The sequence below is a fragment of the Frigidibacter sp. RF13 genome (genome assembly GCF_026626305.1).
GTDB lineage: Bacteria > Pseudomonadota > Alphaproteobacteria > Rhodobacterales > Rhodobacteraceae > TMP-24.
This window is the reverse complement of record NZ_JAPNUE010000003.1, coordinates 251,974-276,245: the sequence shown is the minus strand read 5'-3', so window position 1 is coordinate 276,245 and position 24,272 is coordinate 251,974. Positions and strand designations below refer to the sequence as shown.

Genomic DNA, 24,272 nt, shown 5'->3' with positions numbered 1-24,272 from the left:
CCGGTTGGTTACTCAAAAGCGCGCAGGCGCCACCGCTGCCACCACGTCTGCACCGATCAGGGGCGCCCGCCCCGCGACAAGATCGCCCACCAGACCGCTGACCCCGGGCGCGCTCTGAAACCCATAGCCGCCCTGCCCCGCCAGCCAGAAGAAGGCCGGATCGGACGGCGCGAAACCGATCACCGGCACTCGGTCGGGCGAAAAGGTCCTCAGCCCCGCCCAGGAGGCTATAAGCCGGGTGACAGGCTCCGTCACCTTCTCCTCGAACCGCGCCAGCCCTTCGGCCAGCACCATGTCATCGGCCCAGGCATCGTGCGGGTCAGCGGGATGTTCCTCGGCGGGCGAGACGATCAGCGCGCCCGCGTCGGGCTTGCAGTACCAGCTTTCGCCGACGCCGAAGACCATCGGCCAACGCGACAGGTCATGCCCGCCCGGCGCCGGGATCCGCGCCATAGACCGGCGCATCGGCGTGAAACCCAGGGGCGCAATCCCGGCCAGTTTTGCCACCTCGTCCACCCAGGCGCCGGACGCGTTCACCAGGATCCGGCCCTCATGGTCGCCCTGCGCGGTCGTTACCCGCCAGCCGTCCGCCAGCCGCTCGATGGCAGCGGCGCGCGCCTTGGGCAGAACATCGGCGCCCCGGCCACGGGCCTCTTTCAGATAACCCTGGATCAGCAGGTCGGTGTCGATGTCCCAGGCATGGTCCGCCGCCGCTGCATAGGCGACACTGTCGGGGTTGAGGATCGGAAACCGCGACCGCGCCTCCTCGATCGTCAAATCGTCGAGATTGAAGCCCTTGCGTTCCTTCTCGAATGCCTCGCGCTCATGGGCGCCTGCCAGCACCATCATGCCGCGCGGGCTGAGAATACCTTCCTTCGCGCGCAAAGCCTCGCCGCTCGCCAAGGACAGGGCCACGATGGGTGGCAGCCCGTAATGCGGCTCGTACAGCGCGGCTGAGCGGCCCGACGCATGATGGGCAAGCGCCCCTTCCGCCTCAAGAACCGTTACTGTTCCAAGCTTTGACAGCTCTGCCGCCGCCGAGATGCCCGCAATGCCGCCGCCGATGATGATGAAGTCGCGCATGGCGCGGAAACTGCCATGGGGCCCCGGGATTTGGAAGGGAAAATGCGAAGGGGGAGTGCCCCCAGCACTCCCCCCCGATCGCCAGAAAACCCGCCGGATTGGTGACGATCTAGCCGAGTTTGTCGCGGGTTTTCCGGTACGGTCGCGCCTGGTCGTTGGGTGGCGCAGCCCCCTGCCACCACCCGATAAGCGCCAGAACGCGAACAGTCCGCATCCGTCTTTCAGCCCCCTAACAGACCTGCCCGCACGACCACTTACCGTCCGGATCAGGTATACTCGTCAAACATGACGCATTTTCGCCATAATTGCGGGGCCAAACCGCCCGTGCGCCACATTTCCGCCACAAACTAGCGGGCAGAGGTGCGATGTGAAGCGGCTATGGTCGATTCCGACCGGCCGCCCCACCAATAGTGCCCGGCAGGGCGATTTTTCGACATATTCGAAACAATGAATGCCTTTCAGGCGACCAGCAGACCCCGCCCGCGCAACAAGGGCTCAACCCCCGGCATGCGCCCGCGAAACGCCCGGTAGAGCGAGGCCGGATCCTGTGACCCTCCGGCGGAAAGCACGAATCGCTGCAACCGCGCCGCCACAGCGGGATCGAACGCGTCGCCTGCCTCGCGGAAGGCGTCGAACGCATCGGCATCCATCACTTCCGACCACATGTAGCTGTAATATCCGGCCGAATAACCGTCGCCGGAAAAGACATGGGCGAAATGCGGGGTCGCATGGCGCATGCGGATCGCGTGCGGCATGCCGAGCGCCCCCAGAACCTCTGCCTGCCGCACCATCGGATCGGCCGGTGCCGCGCCTTCGTGGAACGCCAGATCGACGAGCGCCGAGGCGATATATTCGACGGTCGCGAAGCCCTGATCATAGGTCTGCGCCGCCATCAACCGGTCAAGCAAAGCCTTCGGTATCGGCGCGCCGGTTGCTGCATGACGCGCGTGTGCCTCCAGCACCTCTGGCACCTCCAGCCAGTGCTCGTAGAGCTGGCTCGGCAGTTCGACGAAATCGCGCGCGACTGACGTGCCCGCAACCGTCGGATAGGTCACGTCGCTCAGCATCCCGTGGAGCGCATGGCCGAACTCGTGGAACAGCGTCCGCGCATCGTCATAAGACAGAAGTGCCGCCTCCCCCGCCGCCGGTTTGGCGAAGTTGCAGACATTCACGATGATCGGCCGGACCGCGCCGCCCAGCTTCTTCTGGCCGCGGAAATCCGACATCCAGGCGCCCGAACGTTTCGAGGCGCGCGCGAAGAAATCGCCGATGAAGACCGCCACATGCTCGCCCCCGCGCGTCACCTCCCAGGCACGGGCATCGGGGTGATAGAGCGGCAGGTCGAGGGGCCGGAAATCGAGCCCGAAAAGCCGGTAGGCGCAGTCGAACGCCGCCCTGATCATCGCTTCGAGCCCGAGGTACGGTTTCAGTTCCGCCTCGTCGAGATCGTACTCGGCCTTGCGCCGCTTTTCGGAATAGTAACGCCAGTCCCAGGGCTCCAAGGGGCCGTTGATCCCGTCTGCCTGCATCATGGCGGTCAGCACCGCCTGATCGGCCTCCGCCTTCTCCTTCGCCGGGGTCCAGACCCGCATCAGAAGGTCGCGCACCGCCTCCGGTTTGCCCGCCATCTCGGGCTCCAGCTTGTAGGCGGCGAAACTCGCATATCCCAAGAGCCGCGCGCGTTCCTCCCGCAAGGACAGAATCTCTGCCGCGACCGCGCGATTGTCGGTCTCGCCGCCATTTTCGCCCCGCGCCACCCAGGCGCGGTAGGCGGACTCGCGCAGATCGCGCCGGGGCGAGAATTGCAGGAAGGGCACGATCAGCGACCGCGAGAGCGTCAGAAGATGCCCCACCCTGCCCCGCTCCTCGGCCGCCGCCTTCGCGGACGCCACGACGAAATCCGGCAGCCCCGCCAGATCCTCCGGCTGCAGGGCCATCGTCCAGTCGCGCTCGTCGGCCAGAACATTCTGGCTGAACCGGGTCGACAGGACCGACAGCCGCTCCATCACTTCGGCCATGCGTTGGCGGTCCGCGCCCTCAAGCGCGGCGCCCGCCCGCCGGAACCGCCGGTGATAAAGCGTCAGGACCCGCATCTGCTCGGGACCCAATCCCAAAGACTCACGCGCCGCCCAGAGCGCGGAAATCCGCGACCAGAGCCGCTCGTTCATCGTCACTTCGGTGGAATAGGCGGCAAGCTTCGGCGCCAGCGCCCGCTCCAACTGCTGCCGCGCCGGATTGGTATCCGCGCCCGCAAGGTTCCAGAAAACGCCCCCCACCTGCTCCAGCAGCGCCTCGGACAATTCCAAGGCCTCGATCACATTGGCAAAAGTGGGCTCTCCCGGATCGGCGGCAATCTCGGCCACCCGTGCCCGCGCCGCCGCGAGCGCCGCTTCGAAGGCTGGCGCGAAATGCGCGTCCTCGATCTTCGCGAAAGGCGCGATACCGAACGGGCCCTCGAACGCCGTCACCAAAGGATTGTCCATCATCCGCCCTCGCGCCTGCATCTTCATTCTGGTCCTAAATATCCCCGCCGGACGCTCCCGCAACCCCCGATCGCCCTCGGCCTCAGGGCTTGTCGGCGCGAAGCCGCCGCTCGATCCGCCGCAGGACCAGCGACAGGCCGATGGTCATGGTCAGATAGAGCAGCGCCACCACGTTATAGGTCTCGAAATAGCGGAAATTGCCCGCCGCCGCGACCTTGCCGAGCTGTGTGATATCGCCCACCCCCAGCACGGACACGAGCGAGCTGTCCTTCACCATCGCCACGAAATCATTGCCCAGGGGCGGCAGGATCATCCGGAACGCCTGAGGGAACGTCACATGGCGGAAGCGATGCCAGCCCGACAGACCCAATGCCTTCGCCGCCTCGATCTGACCGACCGGCACCGCCTGCAGCCCGGCGCGGAAGACCTCTGCCAGAAAGGCGGAATAGGCGAGCGTCAGGGCAATGGTCGCCCGTGCGATCAGCGGAAAATCCCGGGTCCGCGCCAAGGGCAGGCCCAAAGGATCGGCCAGGGCATTCCAGCCCGCCACCAACGCCGGCGCCAGCACGAAGGCGACATAAAGCAAAAGCACGATCACCGGCACGCCGCGCATCACCTCGATATAAAGCCGCGCGATCTGCCTCAGGACGCGGAACCGCGACAGACCCATCACCGCCAGGCCAAGGCCGATGGCGCAGGCTGACAGGTATGCCACCACCGCGACCGAGATCGTGATCCAGATCCCGCGCGTGAGCGTGCGCAGCGCCTGAGAATAGACGTCGCTCGCCATCACCTCATAGAAAAGCCAGGCGCCGGTGACCGCGAGGATCACCAGCCACCAGGGGAAATCTTCGTCCTGTTTGGGGGAAGGCGCCATCGGCTATGGCCCCGGCGCGGACGCCGGGGCCGGGTCTCGGATCATTCGCCCATCTTGTAGTCGAGGAACCATTTCTTGTTCAGCGCCTCGATCGTGCCGTCGGCCTTCATGTCGGCGATGGCGGCATTGACCGGACCGACAAGGTCGGAGCCCTTGGGGAAAATGAAGCCGAAGTCTTCGGACGCCAGCGGCGTGCCGATGATCTTCAGCCCGCCGTTCGAGGCAGCGACGATGCCATTCGCCGCGGTCGAATCCGACAAGGTCAGGTCAACGTCGCCCGCTTTCAGCGCCTCAAGCCCCGCGCCGAAGGTCTCGAACTTCACCACGCGCGGATTATCCTCGTTGCCGTCGAGGATTTCATAGATCGCGGCATAGAAGGGCGAGGTGCCGGGCTGGGCCGAGATCAAGAGGTCGGGATTGGCGCCAAAGCTCGCAGCATCGGTAAACCGCTCTTCATCGCCGCGCACGACCATCAGCATTTCCGACCGCATGTAGGGGTCAGAGAAATCGACCTTTTCCTTGCGCTCTTCCTTGATGGTGATGCCGGTCATCCCGATGTCATACTGGCCTTCCGACACAGCGGGGATCATCGCATCCCAGCTGGTGTTCTGGTAGGTCACATTGATGTTCAGCCGCTTGGCGATTTCCGCCATCCCGTCATATTCCCAGCCGATCGCGGCACCCGAGGCGTCGAGGAACTGCAGTGGCGGATAGGCGTTCTCGGTCACCACCGTGACCTCGCGCCCACCAAGATCAGGCGCCTCGGCAAAGGCAACGGAAGCGGCAAGCGCGGCGGCGGCCGCGATCAGGGAAAGATGTTTCATGGCTCAGGCTCCAGTCACAAGCATTGGCCGGACGTTAAGCTTCGCCCTTTCGGCTGTCCAGCCGATTGCAGGCCATCAGTGATTGCCGCAAACCGGGCAATCTGCCCGCCGTTTCACGGAAAGCTTGCGGCTCTCGCCCCAAAGCCCGTCCCAGATCAGAAGCTCGCCCCTGAGGACCGCGCCAGCACCGGTGATCAGCTTCACCGCCTCCAGCGCCATCAGCGACCCGATCACACCGGGCAAGGGCGCAATCACCCCCGCCTCCGCGCAGGATGGCGCAAGGCCGGGCGCGGGCCGTTCGGGAAAGACGCACTGATAGCACGGCCCGCCGCGCGCCGGATCATACAGGCCGATCTGACCCTCCCACTGCGTAATCGCTGCCGAGATCAGCGGCTTTCCTGCCGCCACGCAGGCCGCATTCACCAGATAGCGCGTGTCGAAATTGTCGCTGCCATCAAGGATCAGGTCATAGTCGGCAAAAAGCGCCTCCGCCTCCTCCGCCCCCAGCCGACGGTTGTAGGTGCGGACCGTCACGAACGGGTTGAGCGCCTTCATCGCCGCGGCGGCCGAGGCGACCTTGGCCTCGCCGATCCTCGCGTCCGTATGGATGATCTGGCGCTGGAGGTTGGAGTTCGAGACGCTATCATCGTCGATCACCCCGATCATGCCCACGCCCGCCGCCGCCAGATAGAGAAGCGCGGGCGAGCCAAGCCCCCCCGCCCCCACCACCAGAACCTTCGCAGCCTTCAACTTCTTCTGCCCCGGCCCGCCCACTTCCCTCAGCACGATATGGCGCGCATAGCGGTCCAGCTCAGCCGCACTGAAAGCACCCGCCACCGGCGCGGCAGCAGGCAGCGCCCGCCTGCGCAGGGCGCCGAGACCAGCGCGATAGGCCAGGACCAAAGCCGCGATGACGACCGGCAGCGCCCAGGCCCGCCAGTCGCCGCCAATGGCCAGCACCAGCGCATGACCCTCTGGCAGCAGAAGATGGGCAAGGATCGCCGCCGCCCATAGAAGCGCCACCCCACCCCAGACAAGCCGCCTCGGCAGGCCGAAGATCCAGCCCGCCGCCAGAAGCATCACCGCTGGCACAAGAATGATCATCCGCGCCCCGTCGAACCAAACCCGCCCGCCCCGCGCGCGCTCTCGGAAAGTGCCTCAGTCAGCGCAAACCGCGCCTGCACCACCGGCGCCACGATCAGTTGCGCGATCCGCTCGCCATGCCCGATGACAAAGCTCTCGGACCCGAAATTGATCAGCAAGACCCCAAGCGGCCCGCGATAATCGCTGTCGATCGTGCCCGGCGTATTGGGCAGAGATATCCCATGCTTCAGCGCAAGCCCCGAGCGTGGCCGCACCTGAATCTCGAACCCCTCCGGTATCTCGACCCTGATCCCGGTCGGTACCACTTTCCGCTCCATCGGCTCCAGCACGAACCCCGCCGCCCGCAACTCGGGCGGAAGGTTGGCGCGCACATCGGCCCCCGCCGCCCCCGCCGTCTCGTAAGACGGCAAGGGCACCGACGGATCGGCCCAATCCTCGCGCATCACCCCGATCACCGGCACGTCTTACCCTTTCAGTGTGGTCCAAATATCCCCGCCGGAGGCTCCCCCGGCCGCCTCAGGCGAGCGCTTTGGCAATCCTTGCCGCCAGCCGCCGCGCCACCTCGTCCTTGGGCAGCCGCGGCCATTCCTCGGCCCCCGCGTCCGTTATCAAGGTCACGGCATTTTCTGTCCCGCCCATGATCCCGGTCGCGGGCCGCACGTCATTGGCCACGATCCAGTCGCAGCCCTTGCGCGCCCGCTTGGCCGTCGCATGAGCGATCACATCGTCGGTCTCGGCCGCGAAGCCCACCACCAGTTTTGGCCGATTTTCCTTGTCTTTCGACAGGCTTGCGAGGATGTCCGGGTTCTCCGCGAACGCCAGCGCAGGCGCTTTCCCCGATCCGTCCTTCTTCATCTTGGACGCACTCGCATTCTCGACCCGCCAGTCGGCCACCGCCGCCGCCATTACCGCCGCATCCGCCGGCAGCGCCTCGCGCACCGCCTCGGCCATCTGCCGCGCGGTCTCGACCGGCACCACATGCACGCCCGACGGCGGCGGCACGCTGGCCGGACCGGTGACAAAAGTCACACGCGCACCCAGATCGCGCAAGGCCGTCGCTAGCGCCGTCCCCTGCGCCCCCGAAGAGCGGTTGGCGATATAGCGCACCGGGTCGATCGGCTCATGCGTCGGCCCCGAGGTCACGATCACATGCCGCCCGCGCAAGGGCCCGAGGCCCAGCGCCGCCTCCGCAGCCGCCACGATCTCCAACGGCTCCGCCATCCGCCCCGGCCCATATTCGCCGCAGGCCATGTCGCCCTCGTTCGGACCGGCGAAAAGAATGCCATCGGCATGCAGTTTCGCGATATTCCTCTGGGTCGCCGGATGCAGCCACATCCGCACATTCATCGCAGGCGCCACCAGCACGCGCTTGTCGGTGGCCAGCAGGAGCGTCGAGGCCAGATCGTCGGCGAGACCGTTCGCCATCTTCGCCATCAGATCGGCGGTCGCGGGCGCCACCACCACAAGGTCGGCCGACCGGCTCAGTTCGATATGCCCCATCTCCGCCTCGTCGGTCAGATCGAAGAGATGGCGGTAGGCCTTGGTGCCGGCGAGCGCCCCCGCCGACAGGGGCGTCACGAACTCTTCGGCCGCGCGGGTCAGGACCGGCGTCACCGCCGCCCCCCGGTCGCGAAAGCGCCGGATGAGGTCGAGCGCCTTGTAAGCGGCAATACCGCCGCCGATGATCAGAAGGATGCGCTTGGCCTTAAGCATCTGGCCCTCCGGAGTTTCCCTGAAAGGATTAGGCCGCGCGGGCGCCGAAGACAATGGCTCCCCTGTCTGCCCCTTCGGCAATACCGACTATCAGGAACCGTGATGGACTGCGCCACCAAAGACTGCGTGCCTTGGCCAAAGGCGCTTGCTATGCCAGCCGAAATTCAAGGAGGCTGACATGACCTACGACCTTGCCATCGGCGACCGCACCTATTCCAGCTGGTCGCTCCGCGGCTGGCTCTTCTTCGAAAAGTTCGGACTGCCGGTGAAGGTCCATACAGCGCGGCTTTATACAGATGAGGTGAAGACCCTCCTCCAAGGCTTCGCCCCCGCCCGCCTCGTCCCGGCGATGAAGACGCCTGAAGGCGAGGTTGTGGGCGAAAGCATCGCGATCCTCGAAACGCTCGCCGAACGCCACCCCAGGGCCGGTCACTGGCCCGCCGATCCGGCGGCCCGCGCCATGGCGCGCTATCTGGTCGCGGAAATGCACGCAGGCTTCCGCGACCTGCGCAGCGACTGCCCGATGAACCTCGCCAAAAGCTTTGCCGGCCGCCCGGTCAGCGACGCCGTCCGCGCCGATCTCGCACGGCTCGAAGACATCTGGTCGCGCGCCCGCGCCCGCTTCGGCGCAAACGGCCCCTGGCTCTTCGGCACCTATTCCGGCGCCGACGCCTTCTTCGCCCCGGTCGCTGCCCGTATCGCCACCTACGACCTGCCGGTCGGCCCCGAGGCCGCCGCCTATGTCGCCGCCCATCTCGCCGACCCCACTTTCCGCCGCTGGCGGGCGATGGGCCTCGCCCAGAATTTCGAACAGCCCTCCTACATTCCCTATTATGGCAAGGTCGAACGCCCCTGGCCCGGCCCCGCGCCAAGGACCGCGACCCTCGCGGACGGCCGCTCCGAAAACGCCGCCTGCCCCTATTCCGGCAAGCCCGTCAGTCATTTCCTGCAAATGGACGGCCGCATCTGGGGCTTCTGCAACGCCTTCTGCCGCGACAAGACCCTTCACGACCCCGAAGCCTTCCCGGCCTTCATGGCCATGGTCGCGCGGGCCTGATCCCTCATTCTTCCGTTTGAAAATATCCTCGGGGGGCCCGGGGGGCAGACAGCCCCCCGCCCCTCCGCCAGACCCTCGTTAACCATTCTTAAACCCTGCCTGCCTATCCGTTAACCAAACGGAGAGGCAGATGGTGGCGCGGACCTATACGGTAGCCTTCGAAGGGGTGGAGGCGCGGATAGTCGAGGTGCAATGCGCCGTCGCGCCCGGCATGCCCGCCTTTCAGGTGGTGGGCCTGCCCGACAAGGCAGTCAGCGAGGCGCGCAACCGGGTGCGTTCGGCCCTGACCGCGATGGCGGTTGCGCTGCCATCGAAACGCATCACCGTCAATCTCTCCCCCGCCGACCTGCCGAAGGAAGGCTCGCATTTCGACCTGCCGATCGCGCTCGCGCTCCTCGCCGCCATCGAGATCCTGCCCGCCGAACAGGTCGAGGGCACCGTGGCGCTCGGCGAACTGTCGCTCGACGGCCGCCTCGTCCCGGTCCTTGGCGCGCTTCCCGCCGCGATGGCGGCGGCGGGCGAGGACAAGACCCTGCTCTGCCCCAGGGCCTCGGGGCCGGAAGCCGCCTGGGTCAGCGCCACCCCGGTCTTCGCGCCCGCAAGCCTTGGCGAGGCGATCCGCCATTTCACCGGCCAGGCGCCGCTTAGCCCCGCCCGGCCCGGCGAGGTGACGCGCAACGCTGGCGGGCGCGACCTGCGCGATGTAAAGGGCCAGGAACGCGCCAAGCGCGCGCTCGAAATCGCCGCCGCCGGGCGCCATCACCTTCTGATGGTCGGCACGCCCGGCTCGGGCAAATCCATGCTCGCCGCGCGCCTTCCCGGCATCCTGCCGCCGCTCGGCCCCGCCGAGGCGCTCGAGACCTCGATGATCCATTCGCTCGCGGGCCTTCTCGACGAAGGCGGCATCAGCCGCACGCGGCCCTTCCGCGAACCCCACCATACCGCCTCGATGGCCGCCATCGTCGGCGGCGGACGCGGCGCCAAACCGGGGGAGATCAGCCTCGCCCACAACGGCGTCCTCTTCCTCGACGAATTCCCCGAATTCCCCCGGCAGGTCCTCGAAACCCTTCGCCAGCCGATCGAGACGGGCGAGGTGGTGGTCGCCCGCGCCAATGCCCATATCCGCTATCCCTGCCGCTTCCTTCTGGTCGCCGCCGCCAACCCCTGCAAATGCGGCTACCTGACCGACCCCGCCCGCGCCTGCGGCAAGGCGCCGCTCTGCGGCGAGGATTATCTCGGCCGCATCTCCGGCCCGCTGATGGACCGGATCGACCTGCGGGTGGAGGTGCCGCCCGTAGCCTATACCGACCTCGACCTGCCCGAAACCGGCGACGCCTCGGACACCGTCGCCGCCCGCGTCGCCTTGGCGCGCGACCGTCAGGCAGCGCGCTTCGAAGGGCATGAGGCCGCCCGCGTCAATGCCGACGCCGAAGGCCAGCTGCTGGAAGAGGTGGCAAGCCCCGACCCGGAGGGCCGCGACCTCCTCGCCCGCGTCGCCGAGAGGTTCGGCCTCTCCGCCCGCGGCTACCACCGCATCCTGCGCGTCGCCCGCACCATCGCCGACCTCGACGGATCGGAGGGCGTGCGCAAACCTCATGTCGCCGAGGCCGTCAGCTTCCGCCTGACCGCGCTCGCTGGGCGCTGAGCGGTCGCGCGCAAGGCATCACCCGAACCGCACCCCCCGCTCCTGCGCCCTGAGCCTCGGGTCGCGGGATTTCACCATGACAGGGCGGCCGCTCAGCGCCTCGTCGCAGCGTTCGAGCGTCTCGCGTTCCAGACGCTCCATCGCCTCGGCGGTGTAGAAGGTCAGGTGCGGCAGCATCAGCACGTTGGGCAGCGCGAAAAGCGGGCTCATCATATGACCCGACAGGCTGAGCGGCTCTGCCGAAAAGACGTCGAGACCCGCGCCCGCGATCCGCCCTTCGACAAGCGCCGCGACCAAAGCCGCCTCGTCGACCAGCGCGCCACGCGAGGAATTGATGAGGAAGGCGGAGGGCTTCATCGCGTCGAGTTCGGCCGCGCCGATGATATGACGGGTCGTGTCGTTCAGCGTGCAGTGAAGCGACACAAAATCCGACCGGCGCAGCATCTCGTGCAGGTCGTCGACCTTCTCGACGCCATGGGCGGCCATCTCCGCCGCACTCATGCCGGGCGTGTAGGAAATCACCCGGGCGCGAAACCCCTGCCCCGCCATGCGCGCGAAACTGCGGCCGATCTTGCCAAGGCCGACGATGCCCACCGTCTTTCCCGCGATATCGCCCCCCATCCAGCGCGCGGTCGGCCAGGCCCAGCCCTCGGCCCGCATCTGCCGGTCGAGCGGGATCAGCTTCTTGGCAAGCGCGATCATCAGGGTGAAGGCGCCCTCGGCCACCGTCTCTTCGGCATATTCGGGGATATTGACGACCGGAATGCCGCGCGCACGCGCCGCCGGGATGTCGATCGCATCGATCCCCACGCCATATTTCACGATCGCTTTGAGGCGCGGCGCGGCGGCGATCACGCGGGTAGTCACCGGCGTATAGCACATGAGAAGAAGATCGGCGTCGGCCACCTCGGCCATGAGCCGGTCCTCCGCCACCCCGTCGGGCAGAAGCACAAGCGAACCACGCGCGCGGAGCCCCGCGTCGAGGATCGGCGTTTCCAGCTCGCAATCGGTGCGGACGATCTTCATCTGGCTCTCCCTCTCGGCGCAGAGGGGGCCACAGGCGGAAAGGCGGGTCAAGGCCGTGCATCCATGCTAGGATCGCAACCGGAGGCAAAGATGCGCGAGACGGGCTTTCATGTCAGGGTGACCGGGCGCGTGCAGGGCGTCGCCTACCGCGCCTGGGCACGGGCCGAGGCAGAGGTACAGGGCCTGCGCGGCTGGGTCAGAAACCGCGGCGACGGATCGGTCGAGGCGCTGCTCGCAGGGCCGGAGGAGAAGGTGAAAGCCATGGTCCTTGCAATGAGCGAGGGGCCGGGTGCCGCGCGGGTGACGGATGTCTTCACCGACCCTGTCGATCCGGCAACGGTACCGCCCGGCTTCACCATCCGGCCCTGAGCGCCGCACCCTCCGCCCGCGCCCGAAATTTTTGAAAAGGTTTCGGACCGGATTTCGGATCGAAATCCGGCGCCGTTCCGGCAGCGACCTTGACGCGGGGCCGGCGAGACATGATCTATGAGCCAAGCGTCTCAACCCCGGTGGACAAGATGAAACTCTCCATTCCCGACATGAGCTGCGGCCATTGCAAGGCGACGGTCGAAAAGACCATCGCCGCCGTCGATCCAGGCGCGAAAGTCGCGGTCGATCTGGGCTCCCGCACCGCCGACATCACCAGCGGCGCCGCGACAGAGGCGATCCTCGCCGCGCTGAAGGCCGAAGGCTATCCGGCCACCCCCGCGGCCTGAAAGGACTTGCCTCCTGCCCCGACCGCGGCGATAGTGCCGCCGCCCGCGCCGCAACTGCGCCAGACCTGCCAAGAGCGCGGGGCAAAGACGGGGGATGCGATGCGTATTGTCCTTTTTGCCGGGCTTCTGGCCCTGATGCTGCCCTCGGCCGCACTCGCAGGCGGGACGATCGACAAGGCCTGCCGGGCGACCGGACGGGCGGGCGCGAGCCTCTGCGGCTGCATCCAGTCGGTCGCCGATCAGGTGCTAAGCCACAGCGACCAGCGCCGCGCGGCGAAATTCTTCGCCGACCCTGACAAGGCGCAGGAGGTTCGCCTGTCGGACAGCGCCTCGGCCGAAGCCTTCTGGGACCGTTACGCCGCCTTCGCCAGCACGGCCGAAGCCGTCTGCACCGGCGGCTGAGACCTCAGCCGATCACCTGCAGCTGTCGCATCCGGCGGGCATAGAGCCATTCGCAGAGCCCGATCACGAGGATCGCCAAAGAAAAGGCGACCGCGCCTTCACCGCTGACTTCATGCAACGCAGGCGACATCACGAAGAAATTGTAGATGCCCGTGACCACCATCGCGGCCAAGGACAGCGCAAAGGCAAAGACCGCCGCGCCCTTGCGAAAGAGCAGAAGAAGCGATCCGAGAACGGAAAACCACACGGCGATTGCCCAGGCGCCTTCCACCCAGGCGGGGAAGGAATGGAACCAGGCCAGCTGCTCGGGCGTGAACTGCGCCATGTAGAAGGCGGCGTTCATCTGGGTGAATGTGTAGTCGGCCGCACCGACGAGGTTCCAGAAAAGCGTAAGCCCGCCGATGAGCCAAAGATGCAATGGTGCGCGCATGATCCTTCCCTGCATGGCGCCGGGCATGTTCCTTCCCGGCCCGACACCACAACTCTAGCAGGAAAGTTGCGCAAAATCAGCGGTGATTGTCGACCGGGACCTCGACCGTCACGTCACCCGCATGTTCGAATGTCAACGTGAGGTGGATCACCTCGCCCTCTTTCGGCACGCGCGTCAGCATCATCATCATCACATGATCGGCCCCGCGTTCGAGCGCATGGCTCTCGCCCGCCGCAATGGCGATACCGCCCTCGATGGGGCCCATCTGCATCATGCCGCTCGCATCCATTTTGTGGGTATGCAGCTCGGTCTTCTCCGCCACATCCGACGTGACCGCGACCAGACGGTCATCGACCGTGGCATGGTTCTCGATCACGAAGAATGCGGCCCCGGATTTCGCGCCGGGCAGGAAGCGGGCGTAGGGATCGTCGATATGCACGCCGTCATGGGCGAGCGCCGCGGTTGCGAAAAGGGCAAGTGAAGCGGCAAGGGCAGCAGGGTTCAGGAAAGTCATCTCTATCTCCGTTCTGATTGGGGTGTAGGTCAGGCGGAGAGGACAGGCGGCGCGCGGGCCCGGAAGGCCGCCGGAAGCGGCAGCGCCGCCGCCGCTTCCGGCATGGGAAAGCCGCGCCACACGACCAGCGCCTGCGGCGCCGGAAGATCGGCGGCAGCGAGGTCGAGTGCCGCAAGCGCATGGGCGGCAAGATCGGGGCAAAGATGGCTGCGTCCGGTCGGGTTGCCCTCGGCATCGACCTCGATCTGCACGAGGCCGCCGCCCGAACAGAAGACCAGAACCTGTCCCGACCCCTGCACCACCCCCCGCGACGCGGCAATCCCCGCGCCGGTCAGCGCGACGAGAACCGAGAGGGCAAGGGCGGCGATGGTCCGGATCATGTCCGAATGAAATCCGAATGAACGCGCCTGTCATACGCCCGGACGGATCGGATGCAACCCCCGCCGCAGCCCGCCCCCGGTGACGCATGGTCGCAGGCAGCGCCCAAAAACCAAAACCCCGCCGACACGGGGTGCGGGCGGGGCGGAACCGGCGAAAGCGGACAGGATCAGGCCGCGGCCTGGGCCTTTTCGATGTCTTTCTTGATTTTCAGCGCGCGCGCCGACAGTTCGGCATCGTCGGCCTTGGCGAGGAATGCGTCGAGGCCGCCACGGTGGTCGACGGTGCGCAGGCCCGCGGCCGAGACGCGCAGTTTGAACGACTGGCCAAGCGCGTCCGACATCAGCGTCACGTCGTTGAGGTTCGGAAGGAACCGGCGACGGGTCTTGTTGTTCGCATGGCTCACCTTGTTGCCCGACATCGGGCCCTTGCCCGTGAGTTCGCAAACGCGCGACATCTTGTTCTTCCTTCAGTTCCCGAGGCGGCAGCCGCCCCTGATTCCCATAACGACATGGGCGCCAACCGCTGGGCGCCCGGAATTCCGTTGGCGCGAGATACGGGCAAAGCCGGGCGGCGTCAAGTGATTCACCCCGGCTTCTTTCGCCCCGGATGCCATTAGGCCTGCGGGAAGAGCCTGTCAAAGGCCACTTCGCCCGGGCGGCTGAAGCGCAGGATACGTGTCTGGGGCACCCGACTGACCCAGCCTCGCCCCTCAAGCGCCGTCAGGAAGGCCCGGCCTAGCCGCCCGCCCAGATGGCTGCGCCTGACGCTCCAGTCCAGACAGGCGCGGCACAGGGGCGGCCGGTGGCGGGCGAAATCGCCGGGGATGAGCCCGAGGTCGGCGGCAAAAGCCCAGCCCGGATCGGTCAGCCCCATCCCGTCGGCGCCCTCCTGCAGGAAACCCCGCCGGATCAGACTGTCATAAAGCTGCACGCCGCGTTCGCCCGCCAGATGGTTGTAACAGACCCGCGCCCGGCGAAGCTCGGGGTCGCGCGGCCCCGGGCGCGTGCGGGCAGCGGGGCGGGCGGCGGCGGAAAAGGTCAGAAGCTGCTCGATCAGAAGACCCGCCTCTTCCGAGGCCAGCGCATAATAGCGGTGCCGCCCTTCCTTGCGCGGCACCACGAGGCCACCCGCCTCCAGCTTCGCCAGATGGGCCGAGGCGGTGGGCATCCCCACGCCCGCTTCGGTCGCAAGCTCGCTCACCGTCCGTGCCCCGCCATCGACCAGCGCCACCAGCATGTGCGCGCGCGCCGGATCGCCGATGAGGGCGGCGGTGCGGGAGATATCGGGGCCTTCACGCATGGTTCGATCCTCAACGAAGCATCCATGCGGCAAACTACCCTAGAGCGGGGTGACATGCAGCAAGAAAGGAAACCCATGCTCACCTGCATCATCCGCTATCAGATCGACCCGACCAAACGCGCGGCGTTCGAGACCTATGCCCGGCGCTGGGGCGAGGCGATCCCACGCGCGGGCGCCGATCTTGTCGGCTATTTTGCGCCCCATGAAGGCTCTTCGACGCTGGCCTACGGCATCTATCACATCGAAAGCCTTGCGACCTACGAGGCCTACCGCGCCCGGCTCGCCGCCTCGCCCGAGGGCCGCGCGAATTACGACTTCGCGCAAGCCGAGAAGTTCATCCTGCGCGAGGACCGGACGTTCGTGAAGCTCGCCTCCGCCCCTCATGCCGCGCTGGTCCGGCCATGATCGCGGTGATCTTCGAAGTCTGGCCCCGCGAGGACGGCCGCGCGGACTATCTGGCGACCGCGGCCGCCCTTCGGGCCGAGCTGGAGACAGTGGACGGGTTTATCTCGGTCGAAAGGTTCGAAAGCCTGACCACACCCGGCAAGGTCCTGTCCTTGTCCTTCTTCCGCGACGAGGCGGCGGTCAGGGACTGGCGGACCCGCGCCAGCCACAGGGCGGCGCAGGCCAGGGGACGGGGCGGGCTCTTCGCCGACTACCGCATCCGCGTGGCCTCGATCCTGCGCGACTATGGCCTGCAGGACCGGGCCGAGGTGCCGGTGGGCTAGCCCGCAATCAGCGTGGACATATGCGAGCGCCGCGCCCTGAGGAACCGGGCGAGGCGCTCGGTGTAATCGCCGGGCGCGGCGGCGCGGACCGACGGGCGGTCGGCCAGCCGCGCGCGCCAGGCGGCGACGCGGGCAAGACCGGTGAGGATGCCGAAATCACCGATCCGGTCAAAGACATCGAAATAGCGAAAGACCGGGGCAAAAGCGGCATCGACAAGGCTGAAGGCCTCGCCCGCGAACCAGGGGCCGGTCAGGTCCGCCTCGACCCGCTCAAACCGGGCGCGCAGCGCCCTGACGCGCACGGCGAAGCTCTCTGCATCGGGCGCGTTGTAGAGCGCCCCGATCCCGTCGAGCGTATCGGAGGCGAACTGGATCCAGCCCCTGTGGCGGGCACGTTCAAGCGGGTCGGCGGGGTGAAGGACCGTTCCCTCGGTATCGTCCAGATACTCGACGATGGCCGCGGATTCGAACAGCGGCACGCCCCCGACCAGCAGCATCGGCGTCTTGCCGGTGGGCGACAGTTTCAGGAACCAGTCAGGCTTCGCGGCAAGGTCGATGTCGATGCGGGTAAAGGGCACGGCCTTCTCATGCAGCGCGATGGCGGCGCGCTGGACATAAGGACACAGCGGGTGACTGACGAGTGTCAAGGCCCGGCCGCCGGACGGCAGTTCGGGCGGGGTGGATGCGGTCTGGGCAAGATCTTGGGCCATGGCGGCCTCCATGTAAATGCAACTGCATCAATATCGGCGCGCCCACCTGCACCGTCAAACTTGATGCATCTGCATGAATCTGCTACCCGCTGTGCATGGATGAACCTTTCACCCCGCCCTCGACCGAAATCGTCGCCGTCTGGACCGCGCTCATGCGCGCCAGCCGCCACCTGCGCGACGCGGTCGAGGCAGATCTGAAACAGGCGGGCCTGCCGCCCTTGGACTGGTACGACGTCCTGTGGGAAATCGAACAGGCGCCCGACGGCATCCGCCCGAACGCGCTCGAACCCCGCCTCCTCCTGCCACAATATGGCCTGTCGCGACTGATCGCCCGGCTGGTCGCGGCGGGCTATGTGACGCGCCGACCGAGCCCCGGCGACCGGCGTGGCCAGCTGCTGCACCTGACCGAGGCGGGACGCAGCGTGCGGCGCGCGATGTGGCCCGTCTATGGCGCCGCCCTCACCCGCAGCTTCGTCGGCACCGCTGCCGAGGCGGAGGCGCCGCGCCTCGCCGCGCTCCTCAACGGACTGACCGGAAAGGCGCCTCGCCCTCAGGCTCCGATCGCCTGAAACTCCGCAAGAACCCAGTCGCGGAACGCCCGGATCGCGGGCGCATTCCGCCGCCGCTCCGGATAGACGAGATACATGGAAAACGCCTCGCGCCAGACGGTGGCGAAGGGCTGTATCAGATCACCCCGCGCCAGTTCCGCACGGAAGAGGTAAGGATTGAGGAGACAGGCCCCGTGACCGGCAATCGCCGCCTGCGCGGTCAGCGCCTGCGTGCCGAACAGGGTCCGGCCGCCGCTGCGGCAGCATGGCGGCGCAACCCCTGCCGCCCGGAACCAGCCCGCCCAGCCTTCGTCATCGGCGTCGATCAATGGCATCGACAAGAGATCGGCGGGCGCCGCAGGCCGGCCATTCCGGGCGATGAAGGCGGGAGAGATCATCGGCGCATAGTCCCCGGGCAGCAGGTAGTGGGTCGCAAGTCCCGGCCATTTCCCAAGGCCCGCACGGATGGCCACCGTCGCCTCCCCCGCCAGTAAATCGACAAGACGGCTCTCGACCTCGACCCGCGTCATGATCGTCGGATGGGCGATCTGGAAGGCGCCGAGACGGGGGGCGATGATCTGCTGGGCGATCGTCGGCAGGACCGAGATCACCAGCGTCTCGTCATGGGCTTGCCGTGCGTCGGCGAAAGCCTGGCGCAGGATGTCGAGCGCCTCTTCGGCGCGGGTGGCCAGCCGCGCGCCGTCGGGTGTCAGTTCGACCCCGCGCGCCCGGCGCCGGAAAAGCGCGAAGCCCACCCGGTCCTCCAGCGCCTTGATCTGATAGCTGACCGCCGCCTGGGTCATGCCCAGCTCCTCCCCCGCCGCGGTGAAGCTGCCCTGACGCGCCGCGGCCTCGAAGGCGCGGATCGCGGCAAGCGGCGGAAGCGAGGGTTTGACGCGGGCGGGCATGGACTCAAGCCATCAATCTGATTTATGTCTTATAGCGCGCGTTCGATTGGTGGGAAAGCGCGGATTCGGCGATAGTGGTGATCAGAAACTTCCACCCCGGAGGACACCATGAACAGCCTCACCCTTACCGAAACGCCACGCAAGTCCCTTCTTTCGCGTCTTTTTTACCGCGCGGCACCTGAACCGCCGATCCTTCTCGACGACGGGCGCCATGTCGATGCCGCCGCGCGACTTGCGATCAAGGATCTCTCGCCACACCTGCTGAAAGATATCGGTCTGACTAACTTCTGATCCCGACCTCAAACCGGCCCCGGCGCACGTCTGCCGGGGCTGGACTTCGCCCGACGGCCGTGGAACTCTCGCCCCATGCCGCACGATCATCATCACGACGAACCCCACAGTCTCCTGCCCTCGGACCCCGCGCTGAGGGTCAAGGCGCTGCAGACCATCCTTGTGCGCAAGGGGCTGGTCGATCCCGCCGCGATGGAGGCGATCCTCGAAACCTACGAGACGAAAGTAGGCCCCCATCTTGGCGCCAGGGTCGTGGCCCGGGCCTGGGCCGACCCGGCGTTCCGTGCGCGGCTCATGGCCGATGCCAATGCGGCGATGCTGGAGCTGGGCATATCGGGGCGCCAGGGCGAACATGTGGTCGCCGTCGAAAACAGCGCGCGCCAGCACAATATGGTCGTCTGCACGCTCTGCTCCTGCTATCCATGGCCGCTTCTGGGTATCCCGCCCGCCTGGTACAAGTCCGACGCCTACCGCAAGCGCGCGGTACGCGAACCGCGGGCGGTCCTGGCCGATTTCGGCGTGACCCTGCCCGAAGGCACCGCCGTCCGCGTCTGGGATTCGACCGCCGAGGTCCGCTATCTGGTGATCCCTGAACGCCCGGGCGGCACCGAAGGCTGGGACGAGGAAAGCCTCGCCACCCTCGTCACCCGCGATTCGATGATCGGCACCGGCTTCCCCCGCGAGGCGGGCGCATGAGCCGCCCGCATGACATGGGCGGGCAGGCTGGCGGCCGGGTCGAACCGGCGCCCGACGGCATACCCGGCTATGACGCGCCCTGGCACCGCACAGCCCTTGGCCTCACCCTCGCCGCAGGGGGCCTGGGCGGCTGGACCATCGACGAGAGCCGCGCCGCCCGCGAACGGCTGACCGACTACCCGCGCTTCAGCTACTACGAGAAATGGATCGCCGCTCTTGCCGGACTTCTCGTCGAAAAGGGCTTCGTGACCGAAGAAGAGCTGGCGGCGGGTACCGCCGATCCGGCCCCGCTTTCGCCCCGCGCCTTTGCGCTGGACAAGGTCGCCCCCGCCCTCGCCCGCGGCACACCCTACAGCCGCCCCGGCCCCGCCCCGCGCTTTGCTGTGGGCGAGGCCGTAACCACCCGCCGCCCCGCCGCCAATGCCTTCGTCACGGGCGGCCACACCCGCCTGCCCGCCTATGCCGAGGGCAAGCCTGGGCGGGTGATCCTGTCGCATGGCCCCCATGTCTTCCCCGACTGCAATGCCCATGGGCTGGGCGAGGCGCCCGAGCCGCTCTACACGATCCTCTTCCGCGCCGCCGACCTGTGGGAGACCCCGGAAAATCCTGACGACGAGGTCACGCTCGATCTCTGGGAAAGCTACCTTATCCCGGCATGACCTCTCCCGCGCCCTCCTCCTTCTCTGACCCCTGGCAGGCGGAACTTTTCGCCCTGACGGTAGCGCTTTCCGACGCGGGCCAGTTCACCTGGCACGCCTGGACCGAGGCCTTCGGCGCCACCTTGAGGCGCCACGGGGCAAACCGGATGCTCGACGGCGGCGAGGATTATTTTGCCGCCTGGCTCGAAACGCTGGAAACGCTCCTCGCCACCTCCGGCGCCGCCCCGAGTGCCGAGGCCGCCCAAGCCCGCGCCGCCTGGGAACGCGCCTATCTCACCACGCCCCACGGCCAACCGGTGCGACCCGATCTCTGAGCCCTAGCACGAAGAAGCGCTGACACAGCCGCCAAAGACGGATCCGGCGACCCACCGGCCTTTAGCCAAGTGTGCGACGCCAATTGGCTCCCTGATGCTTTCGGTGTATTTTCTTGTCACGTTGCGACTGGCATTGGGACCTGCCGCAACGCTGGTTCCGCCGGGTGCGGTCTTTTGGGAGGGCGCGGACTATGGCACTTGCCCAATCACTTATACTCAGACTGGACGCAAGCGTCATGGATTACTGGGGCGCCTATGCCCTAGCCGACGGCGGGCGGCACCAAAGGCTGAAAGGTGCCCTGTTCATGCAGACCGCGATCCCGCATCCGCTGTTCAACAGCGTGATCCTGTCGGATCCCGACCCGGAGGCAATCGCAACTGCTTTGGACCTCGGGGCCGCCTGCGCAGCATCCGGCGTCCCGGTCCTGTGGCGGATAGGCCCCTGCGTGGACAGCGCCGAAACGCGCGCTCGTCTTCAAGGGGCGGGCCTTGAACCGTCCGGAAGTCATCCTGCGATGCTCGTTGACCTCGGCGAGCTTTCCGCACCCCCGCCTGTCGAAGGACTGACCATATCGATGTCAACCGATGCGGAAGAACGCCGCGCCTGGGGGAAACTGGCGATCGCGGCCTTCGAGATGGAGGCGAGCCTCGGAACGGCGATGGGCGCCTGCGAGGCGACGATCCCGGCGAGCCTGTTCGCCGATCAGCCCCGCTTCACCGGCTATCTCGACGGTATTCCGGTGGCGGTAAGCTCGCTTGTCATGACCGACGGCATAGCGGGGGTCTACGCCGTCGCCACCCTGCCCGAGGCGCGCAAGCGTGGTGTGGGCGCGGCGATGACACTTCACGCGATGGCCGAAGGAAAACGGCGCGGCGCCGCTGTCGCAACCCTGCAGGCAACCCCAATGGGTCAGCCTGTCTATGAAAAGATCGGCTTCCGGACAGTCTTCGACTACCAGACCTACCTGCAATCCTGAGTTCGGCGTCGACGCGCGTCGACAGCGAGGCTGCCTACGAGTTCGCCCAATCAGGCAGGCTCACCGCCAAGAACCTCCCAGAAGTCGGCCCTGAGATTGTGATGGGGAAATGGTTCGTCGGGCGCATCAACCCCAAGGAAGGCGCACAGCGGCTTCCATCCTTCCGCCACGTCGAAAACAAGCAGCCGCTCCTTGGGAAGCGCTTCGCGCACCTCTTCGGTCCGGCGGCGGTAGGCGGCCAGGGCAACCTCACGATCGCCGAGCTTGCCGTCAAAGGTAGCCTTGCCGGCAAGGTCGTCCCACGCGGTGAGCATGTCGCCGATGTGCGGTGGCATCGGCAGTTCCTTGTAGCGCTGCATCAGCTTCCCGATCGTCTTGTTGAAACTTGCCCACCATGCTTCTTCGGGGCGGACGGTATGCACGACCTTGGCACGCGGAAATGCTGCGGCGAGCTCTCGCCAGACATGGGCGCCCGGCCAGTCAACCTGGGACTTGTAACCGGCGAACACCTGGTTCCAGTCGACGGATCTGCCCGCAGCCAAGTTCTGCCAATGCGCCACCTGCGGCGGGTCTTCAACGATTTCGTGCATGTGATGGCAAGGCCCAAAGCCAAGTCTTTCCAGCGCTGCCTTGAGCGATTTGGTTCCCGTCCGTCCGAATCCCGAACCAATGACCTCCAGCGCCATGACCTTTCCCTCCCCCATGTATCGGGAGAGCATCCGCCTCGGATCTTCTTCTGTCCAGAACAATCGGCAGGGACCATTGCGGCTTGGCAAGGCGTACCTTGGCCTGCGTTGCGTCAGGATTTGTCGAGATAGGCCAGCATTTGGCGCGCCGCGTCGGCAGGCGATCGTCCATTCTCGACCTCGCGGCCGAGCCGTTCCATCGCTTTGCGGGTGTCGGAATCGGCGGTGAGGCGGGCGAGCAGGGCCTGCCGCACCTCTTCCTCGAACCAGTGGCGGGCCTGTTCGGCGCGGCGGGCGGCGAAAAGGCCCTTTGCCTTGCGCCAGCCCGTCAGCTCCCCCATTGCCGCCCAGGCGGGCTCAAGCCCTCGCTCCTCCAGAGCCGAAACCGTCATCGCCTTGGGATAGCCCGCCGGGTCCTGCGGGCGTTTACGTAAAAGCTTCAGCGCACCGGCATAGTCGGCGCAGGTGCGGGTGGCTGCTGCCTTCAGATCGCCATCGGCCTTGTTCACAAGGATGAGGTCGGCCATCTCCATGATGCCGCGCTTTACCCCCTGCAATTCGTCGCCGCCTGCGGGCGCCAGCAGCAGGACGAAAAGGTCACACATTTCGGCCACCATCGTCTCGGACTGGCCGACGCCCACCGTCTCGATCAGCACCACATCGAACCCCGCGCCCTCGCAGAGCGCCACCGCCTCGCGCGTCCGCCGCGCGACGCCGCCCAGATGGGTCTGGCTCGGCGAGGGGCGGATGAAGGCTTTGGGATCGCGCGACAGCCGGTCCATCCGCGTCTTGTCGCCGAGGATCGAGCCCCCGGACCGCGCCGAGGACGGATCGACCGCCAGCACCGCCACCTTCAGGCCCTTTGCAGTCAGGAAAGACCCGAAGGCTTCGATGAAGCTCGACTTGCCGACACCGGGCGTGCCCGACAGGCCGATGCGCAGCGCCTGGTGGCCCGACTGCGCCAGCAGGTCGAGCAAGGCCAGCGCATCCGTCCGGTCTGCGGCCCGCGAGCTTTCCATCAGCGTGATGGCGCGGGCCAGCGCCCGGCGATCGCCGGCACGGATCAGTCGGGCACGTTCGCTGGTCTCCATCGGGCCTCCGTTTCCGGCCTTTCTGCCGGATACGCGCGCTCTTGGCGAGGGTCGCCGGCATCTTTTTCGCGATGGCGAGGACTGCTGTCAGTCAAGACAGACGAGTGTCTTGCCGAAATTCCGCCCCTCAAGCATCCCGATGAAGGCGGACACGACGCTTTCGATGCCCCGGCTGATGTCTTCCCTGCTGCGGACTGACCCGTCCCTCAGCCAGGCCGACATGGCGGTTTCGAATTCGGGAATATCGCTGCTGAAATCATCGACATTAAATCCGCGCAGTGTCAGTCGCCGGTTCTGGATCAACCGCATGAACCCCGGTAACCGGTCGGGCCCGGGAGGCGGCGCACCGGAGTTGTAGCTTGCAATCGTCCCGCACACCGGGACGCGTGCAAAGTCGTTCAGCAACGGCATGACCGCTGAAAAGACATCCCCGCCGGTCAATTCGAAATAGACATCTATGCCATCTCGGCAGACATCGCCCAGCCGTCGGCCCAGATCCGGAACCCGGCGATCAAGGCAGGCGTCAAAGCCGAGAGTTTCGACAGCATACCGGCATTTCTCTTCGCCTCCGGCAATGCCAATCACACGGGCGCCCTGAAGCCGGGAAATCTGCCCGACGACGCTGCCGACCGCACCTGTCGCCGCGCCAACCACCAGCGTCTCGCCGGGTTTGGGCTGGCCGATATGCTTGAGGCCGGAATAGGCGGTGCGGCCGGGCATCCCAAGCACGCCAAGCGCGGCTTGCACCGGAGCCCGGGCAGGATCGAGTTTGCGGCAGTCAGAGGCCCTGCGCACGGCACGGTCGCGCCAGACATCGTAGACCAGAACCTGATCGCCCTTGGTCAGACTGGCGTCATTGGACGACAGGACACACGCGACGACCTCGCAGGGCAGCGGATGGCCCAAAGGCGTCATCTGCGCATAGGATCGGCTCTCCGACATCAGGCCCCGCATATAGGGGTCGAGAGAGATCCACATGGTGCGCAGCAAAACCTCGCCCGGACCCGGATCAGGCAAATCTACCTCGGCCAGCCTGAAGTCAGCGGCTTTCGGCATGCCGTCGGGCCGGGCAGCGACTTGGATGGTGCGGGCGGTTCTGGCCATGGTCGC

The 24,272-nt window shown here is 66.8% G+C and carries 31 protein-coding genes; 13 read left to right on the top strand and 18 right to left on the bottom strand.

Annotation, left to right across the window (positions count from 1 at the left end; translation table 11 throughout):
• Nucleotides 1–12: 12 nt before the first annotated feature.
• The 7 genes from OU426_RS09450 to coaBC all read right to left on the bottom strand — a co-directional run bounded on the left by OU426_RS09450 (nucleotide 13) and on the right by coaBC (nucleotide 8,084).
• Nucleotides 13–1,083, bottom strand: coding sequence for an NAD(P)/FAD-dependent oxidoreductase (locus OU426_RS09450; RefSeq protein ID WP_267633699.1), 1,071 nt, complete (start codon nucleotides 1,081–1,083; stop codon nucleotides 13–15).
• Between the two features lie 458 nt (nucleotides 1,084–1,541).
• Nucleotides 1,542–3,566 (bottom strand): M3 family metallopeptidase, encoded by a 2,025-nt coding sequence (locus OU426_RS09445; RefSeq protein WP_267633803.1) that lies wholly within the window; start codon nucleotides 3,564–3,566, stop codon nucleotides 1,542–1,544.
• Between the two features lie 82 nt (nucleotides 3,567–3,648).
• Nucleotides 3,649–4,443 (bottom strand): amino acid ABC transporter permease, encoded by a 795-nt coding sequence (locus tag OU426_RS09440; protein ID WP_267633697.1) that lies wholly within the window; start codon nucleotides 4,441–4,443, stop codon nucleotides 3,649–3,651.
• A gap of 41 nt (nucleotides 4,444–4,484) precedes the next feature.
• Nucleotides 4,485–5,267, bottom strand: coding sequence for a transporter substrate-binding domain-containing protein (locus OU426_RS09435; RefSeq protein WP_267633695.1), 783 nt, complete (start codon nucleotides 5,265–5,267; stop codon nucleotides 4,485–4,487).
• A 75-nt stretch (nucleotides 5,268–5,342) separates the two neighbouring features.
• The gene (locus tag OU426_RS09430) at nucleotides 5,343–6,371 is read right to left on the bottom strand and encodes a HesA/MoeB/ThiF family protein (RefSeq protein WP_267633694.1); all 1,029 of its coding nucleotides are present in this window, start codon (nucleotides 6,369–6,371) and stop codon (nucleotides 5,343–5,345) included.
• Nucleotides 6,368–6,814, bottom strand: a complete 447-nt coding sequence (dut, locus tag OU426_RS09425) for a dUTP diphosphatase (RefSeq protein ID WP_267633801.1) — start codon at nucleotides 6,812–6,814, stop codon at nucleotides 6,368–6,370. The genes OU426_RS09430 and dut overlap by 4 nt, the downstream gene beginning before the upstream one ends.
• 73 nt (nucleotides 6,815–6,887) lie before the next feature.
• Nucleotides 6,888–8,084, bottom strand: coding sequence for a bifunctional phosphopantothenoylcysteine decarboxylase/phosphopantothenate--cysteine ligase CoaBC (coaBC, locus tag OU426_RS09420; protein WP_267633693.1), 1,197 nt, complete (start codon nucleotides 8,082–8,084; stop codon nucleotides 6,888–6,890).
• Nucleotides 8,085–8,262: 178 nt separating this feature from the next.
• Here coaBC and OU426_RS09415 point away from each other — a divergent pair, with 178 nt between their 5' ends.
• Together OU426_RS09415 and OU426_RS09410 are read left to right on the top strand one after the other, a co-directional pair.
• Nucleotides 8,263–9,141: a glutathione S-transferase gene (locus tag OU426_RS09415; protein WP_267633692.1), complete on the top strand. Its 879-nt coding sequence runs from the start codon at nucleotides 8,263–8,265 to the stop codon at nucleotides 9,139–9,141.
• A gap of 130 nt (nucleotides 9,142–9,271) precedes the next feature.
• Nucleotides 9,272–10,786: a YifB family Mg chelatase-like AAA ATPase gene (locus OU426_RS09410; RefSeq protein WP_267633690.1), complete on the top strand. Its 1,515-nt coding sequence runs from the start codon at nucleotides 9,272–9,274 to the stop codon at nucleotides 10,784–10,786.
• An 18-nt stretch (nucleotides 10,787–10,804) separates the two neighbouring features.
• On the opposite strand, the gene OU426_RS09405 is transcribed toward OU426_RS09410, so the two are convergent.
• Complete coding sequence (locus tag OU426_RS09405; protein ID WP_267633689.1) at nucleotides 10,805–11,812, bottom strand: C-terminal binding protein; 1,008 nt, start codon at nucleotides 11,810–11,812, stop codon at nucleotides 10,805–10,807.
• A gap of 90 nt (nucleotides 11,813–11,902) precedes the next feature.
• Here OU426_RS09405 and OU426_RS09400 point away from each other — a divergent pair, with 90 nt between their 5' ends.
• The 3 genes from OU426_RS09400 to OU426_RS09390 all read left to right on the top strand — a co-directional run bounded on the left by OU426_RS09400 (nucleotide 11,903) and on the right by OU426_RS09390 (nucleotide 12,930).
• A complete protein-coding gene (locus OU426_RS09400) occupies nucleotides 11,903–12,181 on the top strand; it encodes an acylphosphatase (RefSeq protein ID WP_267633688.1) in 279 nt (92 codons plus the stop codon).
• A 149-nt stretch (nucleotides 12,182–12,330) separates the two neighbouring features.
• Nucleotides 12,331–12,528, top strand: a complete 198-nt coding sequence (locus tag OU426_RS09395; RefSeq protein ID WP_267633687.1) for a heavy-metal-associated domain-containing protein — start codon at nucleotides 12,331–12,333, stop codon at nucleotides 12,526–12,528.
• Nucleotides 12,529–12,627: 99 nt separating this feature from the next.
• Nucleotides 12,628–12,930 (top strand): hypothetical protein, encoded by a 303-nt coding sequence (locus tag OU426_RS09390; protein WP_267633686.1) that lies wholly within the window; start codon nucleotides 12,628–12,630, stop codon nucleotides 12,928–12,930.
• A gap of 4 nt (nucleotides 12,931–12,934) precedes the next feature.
• On the opposite strand, the gene OU426_RS09385 is transcribed toward OU426_RS09390, so the two are convergent.
• The 5 genes from OU426_RS09385 to OU426_RS09365 form a co-directional block, all read right to left on the bottom strand.
• Nucleotides 12,935–13,360 (bottom strand): hypothetical protein, encoded by a 426-nt coding sequence (locus OU426_RS09385; protein ID WP_267633685.1) that lies wholly within the window; start codon nucleotides 13,358–13,360, stop codon nucleotides 12,935–12,937.
• Nucleotides 13,361–13,436: 76 nt separating this feature from the next.
• Nucleotides 13,437–13,874: a copper chaperone PCu(A)C gene (locus OU426_RS09380; RefSeq protein WP_267633684.1), complete on the bottom strand. Its 438-nt coding sequence runs from the start codon at nucleotides 13,872–13,874 to the stop codon at nucleotides 13,437–13,439.
• A gap of 29 nt (nucleotides 13,875–13,903) precedes the next feature.
• Nucleotides 13,904–14,254, bottom strand: a complete 351-nt coding sequence (locus OU426_RS09375) for a hypothetical protein (RefSeq protein ID WP_267633683.1) — start codon at nucleotides 14,252–14,254, stop codon at nucleotides 13,904–13,906.
• A 167-nt stretch (nucleotides 14,255–14,421) separates the two neighbouring features.
• Entirely contained in the window at nucleotides 14,422–14,709 is a 288-nt protein-coding gene (rpmB, locus tag OU426_RS09370; RefSeq protein WP_267633682.1) for a 50S ribosomal protein L28, read from the bottom strand.
• Between the two features lie 158 nt (nucleotides 14,710–14,867).
• The gene (locus tag OU426_RS09365; protein WP_267633681.1) at nucleotides 14,868–15,554 is read right to left on the bottom strand and encodes an ArsR/SmtB family transcription factor; all 687 of its coding nucleotides are present in this window, start codon (nucleotides 15,552–15,554) and stop codon (nucleotides 14,868–14,870) included.
• Nucleotides 15,555–15,629: 75 nt separating this feature from the next.
• On the opposite strand from OU426_RS09365, the gene OU426_RS09360 reads away from it, so the two are divergent.
• Both OU426_RS09360 and OU426_RS09355 read left to right on the top strand, forming a co-directional pair.
• Nucleotides 15,630–15,959: an NIPSNAP family protein gene (locus OU426_RS09360; RefSeq protein ID WP_267633679.1), complete on the top strand. Its 330-nt coding sequence runs from the start codon at nucleotides 15,630–15,632 to the stop codon at nucleotides 15,957–15,959.
• On the top strand, nucleotides 15,956–16,282 hold the full coding sequence (locus tag OU426_RS09355) for an antibiotic biosynthesis monooxygenase family protein (protein WP_267633678.1): 327 nt from the start codon (nucleotides 15,956–15,958) through the stop codon (nucleotides 16,280–16,282). Before OU426_RS09360 ends, OU426_RS09355 begins: the two co-directional genes overlap by 4 nt.
• Here the strand turns inward: OU426_RS09355 and OU426_RS09350 are convergent.
• Entirely contained in the window at nucleotides 16,279–16,992 is a 714-nt protein-coding gene (locus OU426_RS09350; RefSeq protein WP_267633676.1) for a glutathione S-transferase family protein, read from the bottom strand. The two genes, OU426_RS09355 and OU426_RS09350, sit on opposite strands and share 4 nt — an antisense overlap.
• 95 nt (nucleotides 16,993–17,087) lie before the next feature.
• Here OU426_RS09350 and OU426_RS09345 point away from each other — a divergent pair, with 95 nt between their 5' ends.
• Entirely contained in the window at nucleotides 17,088–17,561 is a 474-nt protein-coding gene (locus OU426_RS09345; RefSeq protein ID WP_267633675.1) for a MarR family winged helix-turn-helix transcriptional regulator, read from the top strand.
• Here the strand turns inward: OU426_RS09345 and OU426_RS09340 are convergent.
• A complete protein-coding gene (locus OU426_RS09340; protein ID WP_267633674.1) occupies nucleotides 17,543–18,448 on the bottom strand; it encodes a LysR substrate-binding domain-containing protein in 906 nt (301 codons plus the stop codon). The genes OU426_RS09345 and OU426_RS09340 overlap by 19 nt on opposite strands.
• Before the next feature lie 108 nt (nucleotides 18,449–18,556).
• On the opposite strand from OU426_RS09340, the gene OU426_RS09335 reads away from it, so the two are divergent.
• The 5 genes from OU426_RS09335 (at nucleotide 18,557) to OU426_RS09315 (ending at nucleotide 21,385) form a co-directional block, all read left to right on the top strand.
• Nucleotides 18,557–18,739 carry a hypothetical protein gene (locus OU426_RS09335; RefSeq protein ID WP_267633672.1) on the top strand — a complete coding sequence of 61 codons (183 nt, stop codon included), beginning with the start codon at nucleotides 18,557–18,559 and terminating at the stop codon, nucleotides 18,737–18,739.
• Nucleotides 18,740–18,814: 75 nt separating this feature from the next.
• Complete coding sequence (gene nthA, locus OU426_RS09330) at nucleotides 18,815–19,435, top strand: nitrile hydratase subunit alpha (RefSeq protein WP_267633670.1); 621 nt, start codon at nucleotides 18,815–18,817, stop codon at nucleotides 19,433–19,435.
• Nucleotides 19,432–20,094, top strand: a complete 663-nt coding sequence (gene nthB / locus OU426_RS09325) for a nitrile hydratase subunit beta (RefSeq protein ID WP_267633669.1) — start codon at nucleotides 19,432–19,434, stop codon at nucleotides 20,092–20,094. The genes nthA and nthB overlap by 4 nt, the downstream gene beginning before the upstream one ends.
• The gene (locus OU426_RS09320) at nucleotides 20,091–20,408 is read left to right on the top strand and encodes a nitrile hydratase accessory protein (protein WP_267633668.1); all 318 of its coding nucleotides are present in this window, start codon (nucleotides 20,091–20,093) and stop codon (nucleotides 20,406–20,408) included. Before nthB ends, OU426_RS09320 begins: the two co-directional genes overlap by 4 nt.
• A 191-nt stretch (nucleotides 20,409–20,599) precedes the next feature.
• Nucleotides 20,600–21,385: a GNAT family N-acetyltransferase gene (locus OU426_RS09315; RefSeq protein WP_267633667.1), complete on the top strand. Its 786-nt coding sequence runs from the start codon at nucleotides 20,600–20,602 to the stop codon at nucleotides 21,383–21,385.
• 50 nt (nucleotides 21,386–21,435) lie between these two features.
• Here the strand turns inward: OU426_RS09315 and OU426_RS09310 are convergent, their stop codons facing one another.
• From OU426_RS09310 to curA, 3 genes are all read right to left on the bottom strand, one after another.
• Nucleotides 21,436–22,071 (bottom strand): sulfotransferase family protein, encoded by a 636-nt coding sequence (locus tag OU426_RS09310; protein WP_267633666.1) that lies wholly within the window; start codon nucleotides 22,069–22,071, stop codon nucleotides 21,436–21,438.
• A 113-nt stretch (nucleotides 22,072–22,184) separates the two neighbouring features.
• Nucleotides 22,185–23,162 (bottom strand): methylmalonyl Co-A mutase-associated GTPase MeaB, encoded by a 978-nt coding sequence (gene meaB, locus OU426_RS09305; RefSeq protein ID WP_267633665.1) that lies wholly within the window; start codon nucleotides 23,160–23,162, stop codon nucleotides 22,185–22,187.
• Between the two features lie 87 nt (nucleotides 23,163–23,249).
• Entirely contained in the window at nucleotides 23,250–24,266 is a 1,017-nt protein-coding gene (gene curA, locus OU426_RS09300) for an NADPH-dependent curcumin/dihydrocurcumin reductase (RefSeq protein WP_267633664.1), read from the bottom strand.
• Nucleotides 24,267–24,272: the final 6 nt, after the last annotated feature.